Genomic DNA, 19,692 nt, shown 5'->3' with positions numbered 1-19,692 from the left:
CTTTTCCTATAGATTTGGAAAATATACAACAAGTCTGGTAACGATCTCAGTGTAATTTTTAGATAAATATCTAGAATTTGCTGCCAGAATAAACCAAATTCCCACAATTTTGACTTTTATTTGACTTTTAGGATACACACATGAACGATAAGCTGATGCTGATGATTCCAGGCCCAACACCGGTGCCAGAAGCTGCCTTACTGGCATTAGCCAAGCATCCGATTGGGCATCGTACCAGTGAATTTAGCAACATATTGGCAGAGGTGACGGAAAACCTCAAGTGGTTGCACCAAACTCAAAGTGATGTGCTGACGCTAAATGTCAGTGGTACTGGTGCTGTAGAAGCCGGAATAATTAATTTCCTCTCTCCAGGCGATCGCATTTTAGTTGGCTCTAATGGTAAATTTGGTGAACGCTGGGTAGAAGTTGGTCAAGCCTACGGTTTGAATGTAGAAGAAGTTAAGGTGGAATGGGGAAAACCCTTAGACCCCGCAGTATTTGCTGAAAAACTCCAAGCAGATACCCAAAAGCAAATCAAAGCCGTAATCATTACCCACAGTGAAACCTCGACGGGTGTGTTAAATGACCTAGAAACTATCAATCGCCACGTCAAAGAACACGGTGAAGCTTTAATTATCGTTGATGCTGTAACCAGCTTGGGTGCGTTCAATCTACCCGTGGATGCTTGGGGTTTGGATATAGTCGCCTCCGGTTCCCAAAAAGGTTATATGATTCCGCCGGGATTGGGTTTTGTTTCTGTCAGTCCCAAGGCTTGGGAAGCTTACAAAACTGCGAAGCTACCAAAATATTATTTGGACTTAGGCAAATATCGTAAAGCCACAGCCAAAAATACAACTCCATTTACTCCGCCTGTGAACTTGATTGTAGCGTTACACACCACGTTGCGAATCATGAAAGAGGAAGGCTTGGAGTCAATATTTGCTCGACACGAACGGCTGAAAAATGCTACCCGCGCCGCCATTCAAGGGTTAAATTTACCCCTGTTTGCAGCAGATAGTTCTGCTAGTCCAGCGATTACGGCTGTAGCACCACAGGGAATTGAACCGGATAAGATTCGGTCAGTGATGAAAAAACGCTTTGATATTGCCCTAGCAGGTGGTCAAGACCATTTGAGCAATAAAATTTTCCGTATTGGTCACTTGGGTTTTGTGAGCGATCGCGATATCCTCAGTTGTATAGCATCCTTAGAAGTTACCCTCTCAGAACTTGGCTACGAAGACTTTACCCCTGGTTCTGGTGTAGCAGCAGCAGTTAGAGTGTTTACACAATAGTCATTGGTCATTAGCAAAGGACAAAGGACAAATTAAAAGAGCGAGTTAAATTATCAACTCGCTCTTTTAATTTGTATATAAATGAGTAGAAACCGCCAGAGTCAATAGATTCAGATATCAACTTTTGCACAACGTAGAGTTGATGTGACATGGCTCAATTCTCCTAAATCATACCAAGTTGTCCTAGATAGTATTATTTGCTCCCGAAACAGTAGCGCAGCGTCTTTGACACCAAAGAAACTAACTTTGTCAACTTAGTATGATACCAAATTGGTATAAATAGTGTTGGTTTGAGAATCCGTTAAGGGTCTTTTGGTAAAGACTTTAAATCCAAAACCCAAAATCCAAAATTGGTATGACCTATGCCGTTTCCAGCCAATCATAAATTTTTTCTAACTGCTCTAAAGTAATCAACCCATACTGCCAAAGAATCATTGCTAAAGGGCCTGGGTCTTGCTCACGGTGTCGAAGCACCACCGCCAGTGAGGCTGTGGAAATCGCCAAATCTTCTTGTAAAAAATGCATCAGTCGAGAATATTTCGATGGTGACATTTGTATCTCACCTCCTTGTGCAGAATGTATTGTCATATATCAGTTCACCATTGCTTGGTAGACAGTAGCCAGTATTTAATCTGTCACTGTGCCGTTATCGGCTATACACCCACCCCAGCACAGCTTTTTTGATTTGCCTTAGAGAAAGGCTTCTCATAAAAGGTCTAAGAAATAGAAATTTTCCTACAAACCATCTGCTCGATTTTCAAGCAGTATTTTTGCTTAGTTAAATTGGCTCCATCTCGTTGACTTTTGTGCTTTATTTAATCACACGTGTAGTAACAAAGATTCCATAGCCTATACTCTCTTATTGGCGACTATTTACACTTACGCCCAAGGGAATATTTTTGCAACCAAACCTCAAGACCGCAATTTCAGGTTGGAGACAGTAGAATTTTACATCATTACCACAGTTTTCAAATATTAGCGTTACAAGTGACTGTTTTACCACATAAAGTGATATTTTTTACAAAAAAAACATATACTTAGACCATGCAGGTTCTTAACAGAGTAACTACTTAAGTCTTTATGGTCGCAAAGCACTAAAGTCTCAAAATTCGATTTTGACAGTATCGCCCACTTTCAAGTTCAATTCGGCAGCTCTTCCAGAGCGAAGTTCAATTACCTTATCTATTGGTGTGTTTGGGCCATAGGTAGGACAAGGCTGATTTGCACAAGGAGGTGCAGAAGCTTGAATATATTTAACGACACCGTTCTGTAAAAATACCATATCCAAAGGCACTGGTACATTCTTCATCCAAAAACTTACTGGCTGTGCTGAAGGGAATCCAAACAGCATCCCTCGGTCATCTGGCAAAGCTGGTCGATACATCAAGCCCATCGCTTGCTGTTCTGGGGTCTGCGCCACCTCTAATTTAATTGTTGTACCATTCGGAACAATGGCTTTAGCAGAAATTGGTAGTGTTTGACCTAAATTCTCTGGTGCTGGAGTTTGAGAACCAGAGGTGAGGCTGGGAGGTTTAGCTGTTGTTGGCATAGAACAGCCCATCAGAAAAATACTCAGCAATATCGAGAGCAAACTTAGCCGACGACTCATATATTTGTTCGATTTTGTAATTTAGATTTCAATTTTACAGAATTTAAGCTGGAAAACCCACGGCTTTGATTCGTCCCCTAATACACAGCCGTTTTTAACCTCAATTAACAGACAAGAGGCTTAAACCCGTTGTTAAAAGTAGGGAAACTTCCGCCTGTACTAGGATTCTCTTAAAACGTAGCCGACACCGCGCACTGTCTGAATGAGCCGCTTTTGACCTTCATCTTCAATTTTTAGGCGCAAGTAGCGGATGTACACTTCAATTACATTCGACTCACCCAGAAAGTCGTAACCCCAAACATTTTCTAAAATTTGTTCGCGGGTTAACACCTCACGAGGATGTTCCATTAAGAATTTTAATAGTTCAAATTCCTTCATTGTTAAGTCAATTGCCCGTCCGCTATGTATAGCACGGCGAGTTGCTATGTCTAAAATCAAATCCCCAAAGCGCAATTGCTCCGTGGTATCCACATCGGGTTTTAAGTAGAGGCGAATTAACTTCAAAAAGTCTTCTGAACGGTAAGGCTTGAGGATGTAATCATCCGCTCCAGCTTCTAAACAGGCTACACGATCATCGACTGTATCCCTTGCCATTAAAATCAATACAGGCGATCGCATACCAGTGCTTCTCATATTTTTACACAATGAGAGTCCTGATTCTCCTGCTAGCATCCGGTCTAAGACAATTAAAGCAGGTTGGCGATCGCGACAGTGTTGTAAGCCACTGGTCGCATCATGAGCCAAAATTGATTCATAGCCGGCTTCTTGCAAATCGCAAGCAAGCTGATTTGCTAGGCTCTCATCGGTTTCAATCACCAAAACACAGGGACTTGAAGCAACTGTCATAACAATTTGGGATATTGGATTTGGGATTCGTAAAGATATTCCAGAGAAAATCTTTACATCAGTCATAAAGTGCAATTACGAGTTTTTAGTGACGGAGCAATCCTGATTTGACACGCTGCTAAGAATTTTTTAGCACGTTCAGGTGTCAGCTATCTAATTCTCCGATGCAATCTTAATAACTAACTTCAAGGGTATTGGGCATGGGGCATGGGTAATAAGAAGAAAGTAACAATCACCAATTCCCAATAGACATATCCGCGAATTAACCTTAAAGCCTTATAAATCAGAGGGTTAAAACGTAATTTACGGATAAGTTTAATCCACAATGCCCGATACCCAATACCCAATGCCCAATGCCCAATCCCCAATAACTACGGCAATTCTACCGAAGTTGGTTTAGCGATATGTGGCAGACCCCAACCTAATTTTTCTCGCAAAATTCGGAAAAACTCAGGTGGTTGCAGGCGAATAAATCTGGCACTATATTGCGATCGCTCCATATATACTCGATCTTCTGGTAGGATATAACACCCCCCATTGCCATCTACTACCATCACCAGTCGAGGAATATTGACTGGGTAGATGTTGACCGAATCGGTATCCGGAAATACCAATGCTCTCGAAGCTAGAGAATGGGGACAAATGGGTACCAGCTGTAAAACAGGTACGCCAGGAGTCACGACTGGCCCACCAGCACTCAATGAGTAAGCTGTAGAACCAGTAGGTGTAGAAACAATCACACCATCCGCCGCAATATCTACTGGCGCATGACGCCCTATGGCAATTTCAAAATGGCACATAGAGGTCAAGGGTTCCCGATGCAGTACCATTTCATTTAAGCAGAGAGCTTCCCATAGCACTGAATCTCCCCGAAACACTTTGACGGTGAGCATAGCTCGTTCTTCAATTTCATACTCACCCGCCATCGCCTGTTCTAATGCTTGGGGCAATTGATTCAGGAAAGTTTCTGTCAAAAATCCCATGTGGCCGGTATTCACTGTTAGCAGTGGAATACCACAGGGGGCTACTTGACGAGACGCTGCTAAAACAGTGCCGTCTCCCCCTAACACCACTGCAAACTCCATATCTGAGTCAAAACCAGGGGGTGTCAGACCGTCAATGGGGGTGTGGCATACAGAACTCTCAGGTGTAGAGTAGCCCAGTATTCCACCGATACTCGATGTGATACATACATTCCAACCGGCTGCGGTTAGCTTGTCTTTCAACTCGATAGCGACACGGCCCGCTATCGGTTTAACGTCATTGTAGATAATGCCTGCTTTCGGCACACTCAAATATCCAAGTTTAGGCGATGCTCTGTATTATTTGACACTCCCCAGACTAAAAGCATAGGGATTCTTGGTTAATTGATACACCTTTAAACTGCCTAGCCTTTCGGCATTACTTAAACCAAAAACCCATTCAATTGAACCAAGTTTCGAGCCTAACTTAGACAGCCCCAGAGGGCTTATCTCCCCAAGCTTTAGAGGATTTCTCCCCCTGTTCCCGTGTGCCCCACGGTACGCTTAATTAACAAGTTTTTGACTTTTCTGGTATGGGTGCGCCTTGGCTACCCCAGCTATGTTTATCGTGGTTTTCGCCGCCCACTAACCATTATTATTTTCTAGCCAGTCGTATTGGGGTTGGTTATCCATTTGTGCTAGCGGTTATTCTACCTGTGATATTGTTTTAGTATACCAATCACCGGAAACTTTCAAGACAAATTTAGAGAATTAAAGCCGTCCTAGAAGGACGGGGCTTTTACCTAAATTTTCGGTAATCCTTACACATTTTTGGTCATTTAGTCATTAATCTAGAGTTTAGAGTTTTACGACTAAATGTCTATTTTGCAATGATTATTGGCTATTGGCTTTTGAAGACTGTTTAAAAGGAGTTTTTTTAGGTTTCTGCTTTTTATTTTTATTTTTCTGGTAGTCTACCTCTTTGAGCTTCTTCATTATTCGGCTGAAGTACTCTTGTAGATAGCTTTCTAGGGTTGTGGTTTGTTGTGGATCTAAACCAAAGACTGTATATACTTCATCCATTGAAGCATTTAACTGTTTACCACTAGCTAATACTTCTGTAAACGCTAGCCTGTCTGCTACGTTCCATCCCCACTGAAAGAACCGCATTAAGCCCCGCACAGCACGCAACAAGTTTATTGGCATCCGCGTTACTCTGGCATCTTTTCCAGATAAGCGTTCGCACAAGTTGATGATTTCTTCTGCACTCCATGCACGAGTACCGACTACAGGAAAAGCCTGGTTTTCTGTTTCTGGTACACTCAATGCTCGGATAGCAAACTTAGCAATGTCCTGAGTGTCCATATAGGCGATGGGAGAAGAATTACCTGTTACCCAAACTGGCTGTCCTTCTAAAATGGGAATCCCATACTGGCCAATTAACCCTTGCATAAACCCAGCTAGCCGCAAGATAGTGTAATTTAAACCTGACTCAGCGAGGAAGAGTTCTGTACACCGCTTAATTTCCATTAGCGGCACTTCTGGGTATTTATCAGCATCTAAAATCGAAAAGAAGACAAAACGCTCTACACCCGCTGCTTTTGCTGCTTGAATCAATGCTACTTTGCCGTCCCAATCCACTTGTTTAATACTCAGTGAATCTGTAGGACGGGATGTTGACGCATCAATAACTTGGGTTACGCCAACTAAAGCTTCCGCTAGGGTATCGGGGTAACGCAAATTTCCGGGTACGAGTTCTGCACCCCATTCTTTGAGAAAAGCTGCTTTTTTACTGCTGCGAACAAGACAGCGTACTTTATATCCCTCATCGATTGCCCGACGAGCCACTTGTCTTCCTAAGGTGCCAGTGGCACCGACGATTAATAATGTCATGAGGGTTGTAATAAATTTTAATGTTTTATGAAAAGAATGTTATCAGAATAACCTATGCAAACAAAACTTTACATCTTTTCTCAGAAAATCAATTGATTTGGATAGACTCATGAGAAAATAGCTGTCCGGTTAATGGACAAGCTTTTTTCTCATTTTGATGAAAAAGGGAATGGGGAGTGGGGAGAATAAAATAACTCCTAACTCCTAACTCCTAACTCAGCACTAATTATTCTTCTCCGCCCTGAATTTTCAGTAACAATGCGCCTAGTGCCCAGCCTACGAAGATTAAACTGAAAGACAATAGAGCTGCATTTAAAATTTCGCCGCCCATTGGTGTGATTCTCCTTATGCAAAGTGGTGTGTAAACTAGGTCTAACAGAAGCTCTTGAATTGTTACTCTAGGATTAGACCTGTGTAAATAATTTTAAACTAGTTTAGCAAGTAATCCCTACTGGTTTGGGGGGCAATCCCTACTGTGGAGTGGTGAAAATAGGGAAATGTGAGAAAACTTGATGATAATTATTATGAATAAATTTTATGTATCAAAATAATCAAGGTAATTTAATAAATTTTGCTAAAGAGAATCGTCCGCGCTTGGCGTTGACGTTGGGAGATCCTGCGGGAATTGGGCCAGAAGTGATTTTGAAAGCTTTAGCAGATACGGAAATTAGTAAAAAATATGACGTTACAGTGGTTGGTAACGGGGATTTGCTGGTACAGACTTATCGCAAACTGAATTTAACAGAGAATTTAACACCTTTGGCAAATCCAGATGAGTTGTCAATCAGCGATGTCCAGTTGGATGGGGAAATAAAAGGTGAAATTATCTCAGGAATAGGTAATGCGGCGAGTGGTGCGGCTAGTTTTGCCTATATGGAATACGCGATCGCTCAAACACTAGCTGGTAAATTTGATGGTATTGTCACGGGGCCGATCGCTAAATCTGCTTGGAAAGCCGCAGGATATAATTATCCAGGGCAAACGGAACTTTTGGCGCAAAAATCAGGTGTTGACCGCTTTGGGATGTTATTTGTGGCGCGATCGCCCCATACTGGTTGGATACTCCGCACTTTATTAGCTACCACACATATTCCCTTACGTCAAGTAGCCGATACATTGACACCAAAGTTGCTGACACAGAAATTGGATTTGCTGGTGGAGTGTTTAGAGAAAGATTTTGGGATAGAAAATGGGAGAATTGCGATCGCAGGTTTAAATCCCCACAGTGGCGAACAGGGACAACTTGGGCATGAAGAACAGGATTGGCTAATTCCCTGGTTGGAGCAAGAGCAGCAAAATCGTCCACAATTGCAGCTAGATGGGCCGATACCGCCAGATACGATGTGGGTTAAACCTGGTCAAGCTTGGTATGGAAATTCTTTAGTACAAAATCCGGCTGATGCCTACCTGGCACTTTACCACGATCAAGGCTTAATTCCTGTGAAGCTGATGGCATTTGATCGGGCAGTTAATACTTCGATAGGTCTTCCTTTCGTTCGGACTTCACCGGATCATGGAACAGCGTTTGATATTGCGGGTAAGGGAATTGCTGATGCTACGAGTATGAAAGCAGCGATACATTTAGCGACTGAGTTGGTTAGTCAAAGATTTGCGGTAAGTTGTGGTTAAAAGTTATTTGTTGCAATATTTACTGGGAGTAATGCTTACTTGAATTTTCAAATTATCGGAGACATCACCAATATTGAAATAATTGCTGTTGGTAACTCCATTCGTGAACTCGAACGCTTGCGTAAAACTTATGCTTCAGGACGGTGGCGGAAACTTAAAGGCTTTGCAACCATTAGCTTAGACGACGGAAGTATTTATGAAGCTGAGTTACACTGGTATGAAGCCCACGGAATTGGTAAGAAAGAAATCAAAATAAAACGCTTTCTATAGGAGTCGTTATGCAGTCAGCGAACACACAAACTCAATATGTTGTTTGCATTAGCAACAAAGATTATCCTGCTTCTTTAGAAATTCGGAAAATTTACCAGACTGTTCCTGATTCTGATGCTGTTAAGCACCGAATGATTAGAGTTATTGATGAATCAGGTGAAGACTATTTATATCCTAGCAATTATTTTGTATTGATTGAATTACCAAAAGCGCTTGCAGAAGCTTTGTCTCTGGCTAGTTAAATATTGATTAACTCTGGTTTAACTTGGTCAAAAATAACTTTACCGCGTTGGGAAAATTCCTCTTGTTGAGCTTTCCATTGAGATTTTATTCTGACCACTGAAATATCAGCGAATATTCTTCCCCGATCAACTGTGCGAATAGGCTTTGGATCAGTCATTGTTATTTTTCCCCTTTTATTTTTAGATTTTATAACTCGATCATCGAAGCTATTCTTACATCGCTGATGTCACTCTATATTAAATCTTTGCAACTTGCGCTCCCATCGGAAAAACAAACTTTCCCCATCCACCTCATCCATCTCTTCACTTTCATCTAGAAGGTCTTGGTTTTTCTCCTCTAATTCGCGCATATATTGCCTGAGTATACCCCCAACAGCGATCGCTCTAGTTTTATGCAGTTGACGGGTTAACTCTAAAAACCATTCTCTATCACCCACCAAATCTGACTCTTTCACCTGATAATTAGGAATTTCTGGAAAGTTAGCATCTGAGGCTTGAGCAGACACGAAATTACCAAATCAGTTTGTATCAACGTTCCAACTTAACGCAATTGATAGGGTCAAGCCTCAGTAAAAGTATTTAGGTCAACACTAAAACTAATACTGACTCAGATGAGTCATTCCTTGTTAGTAAGTCCTCCTGAAATCGGGAAATTTAGGAATCAGTAATCTCATCGGGCGCTTCAAACTTATAACCATAACCCCGCACAGTTTTAATAAACTCCGGTACGCTGGTATCGACTTCCATCTTCTTACGCAACTGACCAATATGCACATCAACTACCCGTCCATCTCCTATGTAGTCGCAACCCCAAATTTTTTGGATTAGCTGTGGGCGACTCCAAGCTTGATTAGGATGACTTGCTAAAAAATGTAAGATATTAAATTCCAGGGCTGTTAAGGCGAGAGGTTTATCGTTAAGTGTTACCTCTCGACCCTCTGGATTAATTGCTAGCTGCTTGAAAACAATCCGTTGTGTTGGGGAGGGGTTGATGTAGCGTATCCGTCTTAAAAGAGCTTCTACTCTCACTTCAACTTCTGCAAGACTAAATGGTTTAGTCATAAAATCATCAGCACCGGCGCTTAAGATTCTAATTTTATCAGCCTCGTCAGTTCTACTAGTCAGTATCAGCACTAAAACATTAGTACGACTCTGCATTTCTTGGCAGAGGTTATAACCAGTAACATCCGGCAAATTCCAATCCAGAATTACTAAAGCTGGATTAAATTGCTCAAACAACGATAAGGCAGTCTTACCATCTGCTGCGGACTCTATTTGATATTTTCGACTTAAAAAACGATAGACGAGATTTCGCACACCGAAATCGTCATCGACGATCAGAATTTTAGGAGTAGTAGTGGGAACTGTAACCATAATGCTGCCTATTATTGATTGGGCGATTCGCTGTTGCGTCAGTTTTGCTTTACGTGTTTCTGTTGAGAGTGTATTCACGCGCGTCTCTGCTGAGTACGATCGCTACTGTAGTACTTGTGTACAATTAATTTTCCATGAAGTTTATGAAAACTTCAGCCATCGTAATGCTTATAAAATGTATAAGTCTTGTATGATTTTTGTATAATTTTGAATTTGTATTGTATATTTTTAAACTTTCATACTTAAAATAAGTGTCCTTGAAGACAATCTTTATAACCGCAAATAGTCCAAAGAAACACTAAACACCACTGCAATTGCTATAACTTTGGAAGAGCAACCGCATTCTCTGATGAATTAGATATCTATAAAAGGCTCACAAACGAAGCCATAAGCCAATCTAGATTCTAAACTCCTATTTAACCCAACCGTATTTTAGCCAACGACTATGTCTTCTTGAAGCTGACTTTTCACGTTATGTGGAAAAGGTAACGATTAACCTGACCCCCTAACCCCCTTCCCGATGCGGGAAGGGGGAAATTCAAAGTCTCTCTCCTTTTAGGAGAGAAATAGAAGTGAGGTTTTCCAGATACCGTGAAAAGTCAGTTCTTGAAGAAGGTCTACGAAAATCTACCCTGGTGCATTTACATGTAGTTACCCTCTTAAGCATATACTATACTACAAGTTTCAGCCTGAGACTATGATAAGCCAAGGACTGAGAGCATCACCAGAAGGTATAAGGGCAGCAAAAACAGCTTTAACGGACAAAACTTGGAGTCAGCATAAATTAGCAACAGCTTTAGGAATTACACGTCAACCAGTTTCCAAATTTTTTGCAGGTGAGTCGGTTTCTCGCTCTTGTTTTGTCCAAATTTGCCAACAGCTAGGATTATCTTGGCAAAAAGTAGCTGGCTTACCTGAAGATGTAGCATTTGATGCAACTCCTAAAGCGCAATTCCAAGGTGCTGACCTCGATACATTGGTGCGGGAAGTGCGCCAAAAGCGCCAAGACAAAATTGAAGACCAGTGCAATACCATACAAATGTTGGATATTTCCCAGACAGTCCAACTGATGGATATTTACACCAATATTAATGTCTTAGAGAAGATAACTAGCCTGGAATGGCGAGAAGTTTCTGACCTGTTGAAAGACTTCAAATCTGAATCGAACTTTAATCAACTTGGAGGATATAAGCGTCAGAGACGATTACCAGGCTTAGAGGCGGTATTACAACACTCAAAACTAATAGTGCTGGGTAAACCAGGATCAGGTAAAACCACATTTTTACAATATCTCGCAATTGAGTGTAACAAAGGCAAATTTCAGCCAAACCGCATCGCAACTTTTATTAGGGTGAAAGAATTTGCTGAAGATGCTAAAAGTGACAGCCAATTCAATATATTGAACTACATCAGTGAAGAATTTCTGAGTTGCGGTATTGAAAAAGAATCAACTAAAATTCTGCTGAGTGAGGGCAAACTACTGATTTTGCTAGATGGATTAGATGAAGTACCAGCAGAAAAGGCAGATAAAGTCACAGTAGAAATTCGTAGATTTACCCAGAGTTTTTACAAAAATAAGTTTGTTATTAGCAGTCGGATTGCTGCTCATAAATATAGATTTCAGGGATTTACTGAAGTTGAGGTAGCAGACTTTGACCAAGAGCAAGTAGAAGTTTTTGTCAAAAATTGGTTTGTTGCAGTTGCTCTTAATTCTAGGGAAGATGGGGAAGCCATAGGAAATTTATTTATTAATCAGCTACATCTACCAGAAAATCAGCATATCCGAGAATTAGCGGTCACTCCAATACTGTTGCATTGGATTTGCCTAGTTTTTCAAGTAAGAGATGGATTTTCCTTAAACCCAGCCAAGTTATATGAGCAAGCGCTGAACATTTTGCTGGTCAGATGGGATGAAATTAGAGGTATTAAACGCGATCGCATTGGTTGTAATTTGACTCCATTAAGTAAAAAAAAGCTCCTTTGTAAACTTGCATCTATAACTTTTGAGCAAGAAAATTACTTTTTTGAAAAGGAAAAAATTCTCCAACTTATTGCTAACTGTCTTGATACATTAGAAGGAACTCAATTGCAGTTAGATCGAGAAGCAGTTTTGAAGGCAATTGAAGTACAAAATGGGTTATTAGTGCAAAGGGCACAAGAAATTTACTCTTTTTCTCATTTGACGCTCCAAAAATATTTTACAGCTAGAAAAGTTGTTGAGATTTCCCAAGTCGAAGCTTGGAACAATCTGGTTAGTCACATGACCGAAAAACGCTGGCAAGAAGTATTTTTACTAGCTGTTAGTATGTTGTCGAATTCTGATGAAATACTACAGATAATGAAACAAAAAATTGATTTATTAATGGCTAGCGACGAGAGATTACAATATTTTTTAACCTGGCTGCGTCAAAAATCTAGTTCAATCTCTACTAACTACAAAGCAGCAGCCGTTCGTGCTTTTTACCTCGTTTGCGTTGAACAAAGCTCTTGCAATAGACCTCGCACCTTTGTTTATACTTCTGGTTATGATCTTGAGTACGCACTTGTTGGTAACATAGCTTTTGACCCTGAGCTTGCTCTTGATGAATTTCTGTTTAGTACTGTTGCCTGTGTTGACGAACTTAATTTTGCTTTTGAGCATAGTCTTAACGATGTCCTTGATCATGTTCATGCCTTTGCCATTGCCTTTGATGAAGCTATTAATCTTGTTGTTGATATTAAATTGAAGCAAGTGCTGCAAAAACTTAAAAAACAACTGCCACCTATAGACAGCAATCTAGATAAATTTAGGGATTGGTGGCAAGCTAAGGGTAAAATCTGGGGTGAACAATTAAGAAATATACTGATTAAATATCGCAATATTGGTTATTACTGGCAGTTTAACGAACAACAAAAAGAATTACTTCAGCAATATTACGATGTCAATAAGTTGCTGGTAGATTGTCTCAATAACGCTGCTTATGTAAGTCCAAGAGTCCGACAGGAGATTGAGGAGACATTATTATTAGCGATCGCTGATATTGAAAAGGTACGAAATTCCTATATTAATAGCTGATTTTTTACTTTTTAATCGAACAGAATTCTGACTTCTGAATTCTTCTTCAATAATATTTTTTATGATTTTTTTAAGAACTTAGTAAAATTAAAATTGTCTCAATTACTACAACATGAGAAACAGAAAATTTAACTCTATTTAATTATATTAATAGAAAATCTGGTATTCCTATAGTCTTAAATGGTTGTATTTGCAATTGATTAATTGGCAGAAATTATTGAAATTACCCAGTCTGTCTGAGGAGAGATTTCGAGGATATTCATACCAGCGAAAGAGCAATTAAATACATTGAGTTCGTTAAATTGCTATTAACATCGTCAGCAAGGAGCAGTTATGGTTAATAATTTAGTAGGTGGCATTATTCCCCCACAGCAGCCAATAGAAGCACAATCTGATGCTCATGTCTTGAAGTCTCGCTTGGAATGGGGCGAACCAGCTTTTACAATCCTGGATGTGCGCGATCGCAACACCTTCAACCAAGGTCATATTATGGGAGCGATGCCCATGCCAGTAGATGAATTGGTAGAACGTGCAATACCTTCTTTGGATAAAAGCCGTGACATTTACGTTTACGGTGCGAATGAAGAAGAAACTGCTCAAGCCGCACAACAACTGCGTTCTAATGGATTTGAGCATGTCTCCCAACTCAGAGGTGGTCTTGGCGGATGGAAGGCGATCGGTGGCCCAACAGAAGGCATTATTGAATCAAAAACTCCCCCAGGGGCAGATGACTACAATGTTGTAGCTCGGCTACAAAATCACCAAGAAAATCTGCAAAAGGGAGGTACTAGCGCCACGGAAGCCATTAAGAAGGGAGCTAGTAACTTGAAGGAAGGCATTCAAGAAGGAGCTAGTAACTTGAAGGAAGGCATTCAAGAGGGAGCTAGTAACTTGAAGGAAGGTATTCAAGAGGGAACCAGTAACCTCAAAGAAGGTGTTAGTGAATCTAAAACTCCTAGAGACACTAATGATTCCAACGTTGGATCTTAGGTAAAAAGCACCTGAGTAAGTAGGTGTGAATAATTAAAGTTTTGTAGTAAGGACTTTAGTGCTTAGAAAATAAAATAAGGACTAAAGTCCTTACTACGAGCTTACTTACCTATCAATTGAAACTTGACAGTTCAGTAGTCTATAGCGACGAGCAGTCACAATTTCTTGTCCCTACTCCTCATTACCTATTTCATCAGTGTTCAAACAAATCCTTAAATTGCAACAAATCTAAGGAAACTATAGTTGGTAGAAATTGAAAACATTCTTGAGCAATTTCCCAACGTTCTTCTCGTTTGAGCATTTCTATTAGCTTCTGCTGCACACTAAGTAAGTAGCGCACATCATTGGCAGCATAACTTAGTTGAGCTTCAGATAAACTAGCGGCGTTACCCCAATCAGAACTTTGAGAGCTTTTATCCAGTTCCACTTGTTCTAATTCTTGCACCACATCTTTAAGTCCGTGGCGATTTGTATAAGTACGGGCTAACTTACTGGCAATTTTGGTGCAAAAAACAGGCCCAACCTGAATCCGCAGATTGGCTCGCAAAGTGGCAAGGTCAAAACGAGCAAAGTGAAATACTTTTACGACATTCGCCGCTTCTAAGAGTTTTTTTAAGTTTGGAGCGTCTGCTTGTCCTTTGGCTATGCGGATTGCAGTCACTTTCCCCTCAAGGTTGCACAGTTGGACGAGACACAAGCGATCGCGCAACGGCAATAATCCCATCGTTTCTGTATCAACTGCGATCGCCGTCGATTCTAAATACTGTTCAAGGGCTGCGTCGCTAAGGTCGCGATCGCTCACCTGAAAATCTGATAATGTCATGTATTGTCCAAAAATAATAGCAGTGTCCAACAGACAAAAGTATTGTCAGACAATACATTATTATTGTGCAAACAAATTAAAAATTAAATCTACTTAGCCCGAAAGAAAAGTTGTGTAAGGTAGACTTCGCCTTGATTATTAGTAGCAACGCCAATTCCAGTAAGGTTGTAATTTCCTTTCAGATTTTTTAGGTGTCCGGGGCTATTGATCCAGCCAGTAACAGCTTCCTCTACGGGGTTGCTATATCCCCGATTGAAAGCAACATTTTCCGCTGCACTGTTGTAGCGAAGAGTGATAGCTTTGACTCGTCCTTCAAAGCCTTGATGGCTAAATGGGGTTTTACCTTTAGCCATATTTTGACTATGAATTCTTGCCTGTCGAGTGATACTAGCATTTAGGGTCAACTTTGGCAGTCCTTTAGAAGCCCGATATCGATTAATTTGGTCAAATACTGATTTTTCTAGCTCCGTAGTTTTAAAAGTAGGAGTCGATATTGCAGCCTGACTGGAAAAAAGTGACAACAGCTTATTACGGGTGGATGTATTCGTAGAAGTGTGATTTGGTATCGGAACAGTCGTTAATCCACTAGCAAGGACAAGCGCACTTAAAGCGATGCCAAAAGCAGTTTGTCGGAACATGGAGAATTGCGTAATGTGTAGAGATATAAGACTTATACTCTACCTCATTGTTCCGATGATATATACCACGATACTATTAAGGATTGATGAATTTCGGCAATTTGGCTATATCCTTTACAAGGAACACAAATAATCATTTCTAATTGTCAATACTTCAATAGGTCAACTTCATGAAAACCATGCTGACTTTTGCTGACAATTTCAGATTTTCATGCATTACTAAAAAAATAATGTAGTATTCAAAAGACAAATGTCATTGAAGCTACATTACTCAATATTTGACAAAAGATTAGCTAACAAGGAAAAACCGAAATTTTGCTACACTTTTGGGATCTATCTTGGTGTCATAAATATTTGTGTGAAGTAAACTTTGCCGGAACTGGTGACAGCAACACCAATCCCCGTCAAGCTATAATTCTGGTTTCTGATATTGGCAAGATGCCCTGAACTTTTGAGCCAACCTTGTACAGCTTTCGTAGCAGGATCAGCATATCCCTGGTTGTAAGCGACATTTTCACCAGCTGCTCTGTAAGGAATACCGGTTGCTACAACACGTTGTGAAAATCCTGTATGTCCAAAGCCAACTTTACCATTAGCCATGTTCTGACTGTGAATCCTGGCTTGATTATCGATGGAAGAATTCCGAGTCAGCGCTAGTCGCCCTTGGGAAACTCTGTAGCTATTAATTTGGTTGAAAACTGACTGTTCTATCGCGGCAGTGTCATAGCTCAATGCTGCAATTTTAACAGTATTATTTGATAGTTGCGAAGATAGCGGCGTAAAAGTTTGATTTGTTACAGGAGTAGCGATCGCTCCACTACTAAGAGCAATAGTGCCTAAAGCAACGGCGTAGATTGTTGTTTTAATCATTTGCTGAAAGTAAAGTTCCAGACAATCTAACCAAACTACTGCCAATGTGACAAATTGCTTATAGGTCTATATACTCCTGTTTCTGGCGTTTTTCGTTCAAAAGCTACCAAAAAACGGTTACATTCACGACTTTACGAAAACTTTGTAATGTTCATGAAAAATTCACATCTACCACTAGTAGGATTTTTTCTGTACCAATGGCATAACTTTCTTCACTAAAACCTCTGAGTGCCTAGCTTTGGTTGAGGGTTTCTAACTCTTCCTGTACCACACGCAACACCCGCGCAATATATTCTGCACGCCACTGTTCCCGTTCCTTAGTTACTTTGGCATCCGGCTCGTAAGCTTCAATCTCAGTAGCCGATAAAATACCTTTAACCTCTAGCAACCGTTCAATGGTGTCTAGCCGCTCATGCAGCACCGACACCTCGCCAGTTAAAGCCATGACGATCGCTAACAATTTATCAGTTTGCGGATTTTCTAAGTAAACAGGCCGTTTACCCTTGGCTATTTTTGTCATCCTAATACCAATTCTCCAAAAATCAGACCACACATAGAAAAGAAGGAAACTCAGAGAAAATCTGACTTCCTCAATTACGAATTACGAATTACGAATTCTTACTTAGTTGCAGCAACTACAAACCAAGTGCCTTGGCTGCCTGAGTTACTTACTTTTGCCTTCCATGCCCCATTAGGGACAAATTTCTCAAATACCTTATCTGCTGCAAAACCAGCCTCAGTAGCTAGCGGCACTAAATCTAAATCGCGTACAGCACTCCAGAAGGGTTCGTTGTTGTTAGCGGTTTCCCAATCATAAATAAACTGTGTATAAATATCCATGTGACGATATAGGGGTGCTTCCACATGGATCATCATGCCGCCAGGAGCCAGTAGACGATAAGATTCTTGCATAACTTTACGCACAGATGGCGGGGGAATTTCATGCAGCAAAATGTGAGAAACCACTAAGTCAAATGATTCATCCGGAAAATTAGTATGTTCGGCATTTTGTTGAGAGAAGTGTACCCGTTTTCCCAAGGCTTCGGCTCTTGCATGAGCGTAACGCAACATAGATGCGCCTACATCTATGGCATGGACTTCTGCATCTGGGAAACCATCTACGTAGGGTAATGTGCTATTGCCCACAGAACATCCCATGTCGAGAATTTTTCGGGGTCGAAAGTCAGGATACTCTGGTAGCAGGTAGTTTTGGACTATAGATAGCCCCATATCATCGTTGAGCGGCCCCAACCAACCTAGACCATAAACGTAAGCGCCGCGATCGTAGGTTGCGCCGGCTGCGACATCATCATCAGTGAATTCACTGTGATATCCTCCGGGCATACAGTGAATGTCTACAGCTTTTTGATGAGTAGGTATTTGAAAATTTGGGTCGAGGGTTAAAGTTCCCAGTTCATTACCCTTGTCCTTAGAACGCTCGATTAACTCTGGTAGCTGTCTGTCAACATTGGCATTTACAGCATCCCATAACATTTCCTGGTTGATGCGCTTAAGGGCACTAGTCCAGCGATAGTAGGGTTCGTGCTGCATTACTTCCCGAATTTCATAACGATTCTGGGGAGGACGCTGATGTTCTTGTTCAAACTTCGGTTTGCCTAGTTTTTCATAAACTACCTTATTACCAGGAGATATATTCCTGAAAATATGCATTTTCATACTTTGGACAAAGTTTTGGCGTGCCAACTCGTCGTGAGTAGGTTGCGGTAGCATCGCGTGTTGGAATTGTTGATCCATCATTGCTTCCTCCCAAGAATTGTAAGTATATTTATGCAGGATTTAATAACTTGGCTACTGTTTGTACATCCTTATCACCACGTCCAGAGCAGTTAATTACAATCCGAGGACTGTCAGTTAATTGGGGACAGAGGGTTTCGAGGTAGGCGATCGCATGGGCTGTTTCCAATGCTGGGATAATTCCTTCTAATTTCGATAATCGCTGGAATGCTGCCAAAGCCTCTGCATCCGTCACACTATAGTATTCAGCGCGACCAGTATCCTTTAAATAGCTATGTTCTGGGCCCACACCGGGATAATCTAAACCTGCACTAATTGAGTGTGCCTCAATGATTTGCCCATCTTCATCTTGCAGCAGGTAGCTCATTGCTCCATGCAACACACCAACTCGTCCTTTTGTCAAGGTTGCGGCGTGTTTTTCGGTATTCACACCTTCCCCGGCTGCCTCAACCCCAATGAACCGTATAGAAGACTCATTCATAAACTCGTAGAATAGTCCCATAGCATTGGAACCACCACCCACACAAGCCAAGAGAATATCAGGCAATACACCCCATTTTTCCATTGCTTGGGCGCGAGTTTCTTGGCCGATTACTGCATGGAAATCACGTACCATCATCGGGTAAGGATGGGGCCCTGCTACCGAACCGAGGATGTAGTGAGTGGTTTCCACATTTGTCACCCAATCGCGGATTGCTTCAGAAGTGGCATCTTTCAGGGTTCCAGTTCCCGCTTCCACTGGGCGCACTTCTGCTCCCATCAGCCGCATTCTGAACACATTTAAAGATTGGCGTTCCATATCATGAACGCCCATATAAATTACGCATTCCAGCCCAAAACGAGCGCAAACTGTAGCTGTGGCAACTCCGTGTTGTCCAGCGCCCGTTTCGGCAATAATCCTTTGCTTACCCATGCGTTTCGCCAACAATACCTGACCAAGGGCATTATTGATTTTGTGAGCGCCAGTATGATTTAAATCTTCGCGCTTTAAGTAAATTTGCGGCCCAGTGCGATCAGGTCGGGCATAATGAGCAGTCAAACGTTCAGCAAAATACAATGGTGTTGCACGTCCCACATAGTCTCGTAATAACTGCTGTAGTTCTGCTTGAAAACCAGGGTCATTGCGGTATTGCTCATAAGCTGTTTCTAATTCAGCAAGGGCAGGCATGAGCGTTTCAGGTACATACTTACCGCCAAAGCGCCCAAAGCGACCTAGCATATCGGGAACTTGAGCAGTTGAACTTGGAGATAGGGGAGTGGTAGTCACAGGCTGTTTTTGATGACGGGAATGACTTAATTATTATAGAAAGTCTGAGGTATATCTGGGGATTGGGGATTGGGGACTGGGGACTGGGGATTGGGGACTGGGGAGGCTACGGTGTACACACAACTCGCAAAAAGATCAATTTCTCATTGTTCTCTCGTTTATCTCGTTCCTGTTCCC

The 19,692-nt window shown here is 41.3% G+C and carries 20 protein-coding genes and 1 pseudogene; 6 read left to right on the top strand and 15 right to left on the bottom strand.

Going from position 1 to position 19,692, the window contains the following annotated elements; all coding sequences use genetic code 11:
* The first annotated feature begins 140 nt into the window (after positions 1-140).
* Complete coding sequence (locus RRG12_RS22090; protein WP_420760717.1) at positions 141-1,292, top strand: pyridoxal-phosphate-dependent aminotransferase family protein; 1,152 nt, start codon at positions 141-143, stop codon at positions 1,290-1,292.
* A gap of 360 nt (positions 1,293-1,652) precedes the next feature.
* Here the strand turns inward: RRG12_RS22090 and RRG12_RS22085 are convergent, their stop codons facing one another.
* From RRG12_RS22085 to RRG12_RS22060, 6 genes are all read right to left on the bottom strand, one after another.
* Positions 1,653-1,880: a DUF2949 domain-containing protein gene (locus RRG12_RS22085; protein ID WP_069072155.1), complete on the bottom strand. Its 228-nt coding sequence runs from the start codon at positions 1,878-1,880 to the stop codon at positions 1,653-1,655.
* 514 nt (positions 1,881-2,394) lie between these two features.
* Positions 2,395-2,901: a DUF192 domain-containing protein gene (locus RRG12_RS22080; RefSeq protein WP_069072154.1), complete on the bottom strand. Its 507-nt coding sequence runs from the start codon at positions 2,899-2,901 to the stop codon at positions 2,395-2,397.
* 159 nt (positions 2,902-3,060) lie between these two features.
* Positions 3,061-3,747, bottom strand: a complete 687-nt coding sequence (gene nblR / locus RRG12_RS22075) for a response regulator transcription factor NblR (RefSeq protein ID WP_069072197.1) — start codon at positions 3,745-3,747, stop codon at positions 3,061-3,063.
* Positions 3,748-4,118: 371 nt separating this feature from the next.
* The gene (locus tag RRG12_RS22070) at positions 4,119-5,036 is read right to left on the bottom strand and encodes an NAD(+) kinase (protein ID WP_069072153.1); all 918 of its coding nucleotides are present in this window, start codon (positions 5,034-5,036) and stop codon (positions 4,119-4,121) included.
* Positions 5,037-5,603: 567 nt separating this feature from the next.
* Positions 5,604-6,602 carry an SDR family oxidoreductase gene (locus RRG12_RS22065; RefSeq protein WP_420760716.1) on the bottom strand — a complete coding sequence of 333 codons (999 nt, stop codon included), beginning with the start codon at positions 6,600-6,602 and terminating at the stop codon, positions 5,604-5,606.
* 226 nt (positions 6,603-6,828) lie between these two features.
* On the bottom strand, positions 6,829-6,933 hold the full coding sequence (locus RRG12_RS22060) for a PetM family cytochrome b6-f complex subunit 7 (RefSeq protein ID WP_069072151.1): 105 nt from the start codon (positions 6,931-6,933) through the stop codon (positions 6,829-6,831).
* Between the two features lie 206 nt (positions 6,934-7,139).
* Here RRG12_RS22060 and pdxA point away from each other — a divergent pair, with 206 nt between their 5' ends.
* The 3 genes from pdxA to RRG12_RS22045 are packed head-to-tail and all read left to right on the top strand — an operon-like array spanning position 7,140 to position 8,743.
* On the top strand, positions 7,140-8,231 hold the full coding sequence (gene pdxA / locus RRG12_RS22055) for a 4-hydroxythreonine-4-phosphate dehydrogenase PdxA (protein ID WP_420760715.1): 1,092 nt from the start codon (positions 7,140-7,142) through the stop codon (positions 8,229-8,231).
* Between the two features lie 39 nt (positions 8,232-8,270).
* Positions 8,271-8,501, top strand: coding sequence for a hypothetical protein (locus tag RRG12_RS22050; protein ID WP_069072149.1), 231 nt, complete (start codon positions 8,271-8,273; stop codon positions 8,499-8,501).
* Between the two features lie 8 nt (positions 8,502-8,509).
* The gene (locus RRG12_RS22045) at positions 8,510-8,743 is read left to right on the top strand and encodes a hypothetical protein (protein WP_069072148.1); all 234 of its coding nucleotides are present in this window, start codon (positions 8,510-8,512) and stop codon (positions 8,741-8,743) included.
* On the opposite strand, the gene RRG12_RS22040 is transcribed toward RRG12_RS22045, so the two are convergent.
* The 3 genes from RRG12_RS22040 to RRG12_RS22030 form a co-directional block, all read right to left on the bottom strand.
* Positions 8,740-8,901, bottom strand: coding sequence for a hypothetical protein (locus RRG12_RS22040; protein ID WP_420760714.1), 162 nt, complete (start codon positions 8,899-8,901; stop codon positions 8,740-8,742). The genes RRG12_RS22045 and RRG12_RS22040 overlap by 4 nt on opposite strands.
* Before the next feature lie 69 nt (positions 8,902-8,970).
* Positions 8,971-9,249, bottom strand: a complete 279-nt coding sequence (locus RRG12_RS22035) for a protein rep (RefSeq protein ID WP_069072147.1) — start codon at positions 9,247-9,249, stop codon at positions 8,971-8,973.
* Positions 9,250-9,397: 148 nt separating this feature from the next.
* Positions 9,398-10,117 carry a response regulator transcription factor gene (locus RRG12_RS22030; protein ID WP_069072196.1) on the bottom strand — a complete coding sequence of 240 codons (720 nt, stop codon included), beginning with the start codon at positions 10,115-10,117 and terminating at the stop codon, positions 9,398-9,400.
* A gap of 697 nt (positions 10,118-10,814) precedes the next feature.
* Here RRG12_RS22030 and RRG12_RS22025 point away from each other — a divergent pair.
* Together RRG12_RS22025 and RRG12_RS22020 are read left to right on the top strand one after the other, a co-directional pair.
* Positions 10,815-13,172 (top strand): NACHT domain-containing protein, encoded by a 2,358-nt coding sequence (locus tag RRG12_RS22025; RefSeq protein WP_420760713.1) that lies wholly within the window; start codon positions 10,815-10,817, stop codon positions 13,170-13,172.
* 333 nt (positions 13,173-13,505) lie between these two features.
* Positions 13,506-13,952 (top strand): annotated as a pseudogene (locus RRG12_RS22020) (rhodanese-like domain-containing protein); the annotation flags it as partial.
* Between the two features lie 403 nt (positions 13,953-14,355).
* Here RRG12_RS22020 and RRG12_RS22015 read toward each other — a convergent pair.
* The 6 genes from RRG12_RS22015 to trpB all read right to left on the bottom strand — a co-directional run bounded on the left by RRG12_RS22015 (position 14,356) and on the right by trpB (position 19,515).
* Positions 14,356-14,985, bottom strand: coding sequence for a ribonuclease H-like domain-containing protein (locus RRG12_RS22015; RefSeq protein ID WP_420760712.1), 630 nt, complete (start codon positions 14,983-14,985; stop codon positions 14,356-14,358).
* Between the two features lie 89 nt (positions 14,986-15,074).
* A complete protein-coding gene (locus RRG12_RS22010) occupies positions 15,075-15,623 on the bottom strand; it encodes a CAP domain-containing protein (protein WP_069072144.1) in 549 nt (182 codons plus the stop codon).
* A gap of 333 nt (positions 15,624-15,956) precedes the next feature.
* On the bottom strand, positions 15,957-16,493 hold the full coding sequence (locus RRG12_RS22005) for a CAP domain-containing protein (protein WP_069072195.1): 537 nt from the start codon (positions 16,491-16,493) through the stop codon (positions 15,957-15,959).
* Between the two features lie 232 nt (positions 16,494-16,725).
* Positions 16,726-17,013 (bottom strand): hypothetical protein, encoded by a 288-nt coding sequence (locus RRG12_RS22000; protein WP_069072143.1) that lies wholly within the window; start codon positions 17,011-17,013, stop codon positions 16,726-16,728.
* Positions 17,014-17,111: 98 nt separating this feature from the next.
* Positions 17,112-18,251, bottom strand: a complete 1,140-nt coding sequence (locus RRG12_RS21995) for a class I SAM-dependent methyltransferase (protein ID WP_420760711.1) — start codon at positions 18,249-18,251, stop codon at positions 17,112-17,114.
* Between the two features lie 28 nt (positions 18,252-18,279).
* Positions 18,280-19,515, bottom strand: a complete 1,236-nt coding sequence (trpB, locus tag RRG12_RS21990) for a tryptophan synthase subunit beta (RefSeq protein WP_069072141.1) — start codon at positions 19,513-19,515, stop codon at positions 18,280-18,282.
* Positions 19,516-19,692 lie beyond the last annotated feature (177 nt).

It is taken from the genome of Nostoc sp. CALU 546, from assembly GCF_048836525.1.
This window is presented reverse-complemented; position numbering and strand designations above follow the sequence as displayed.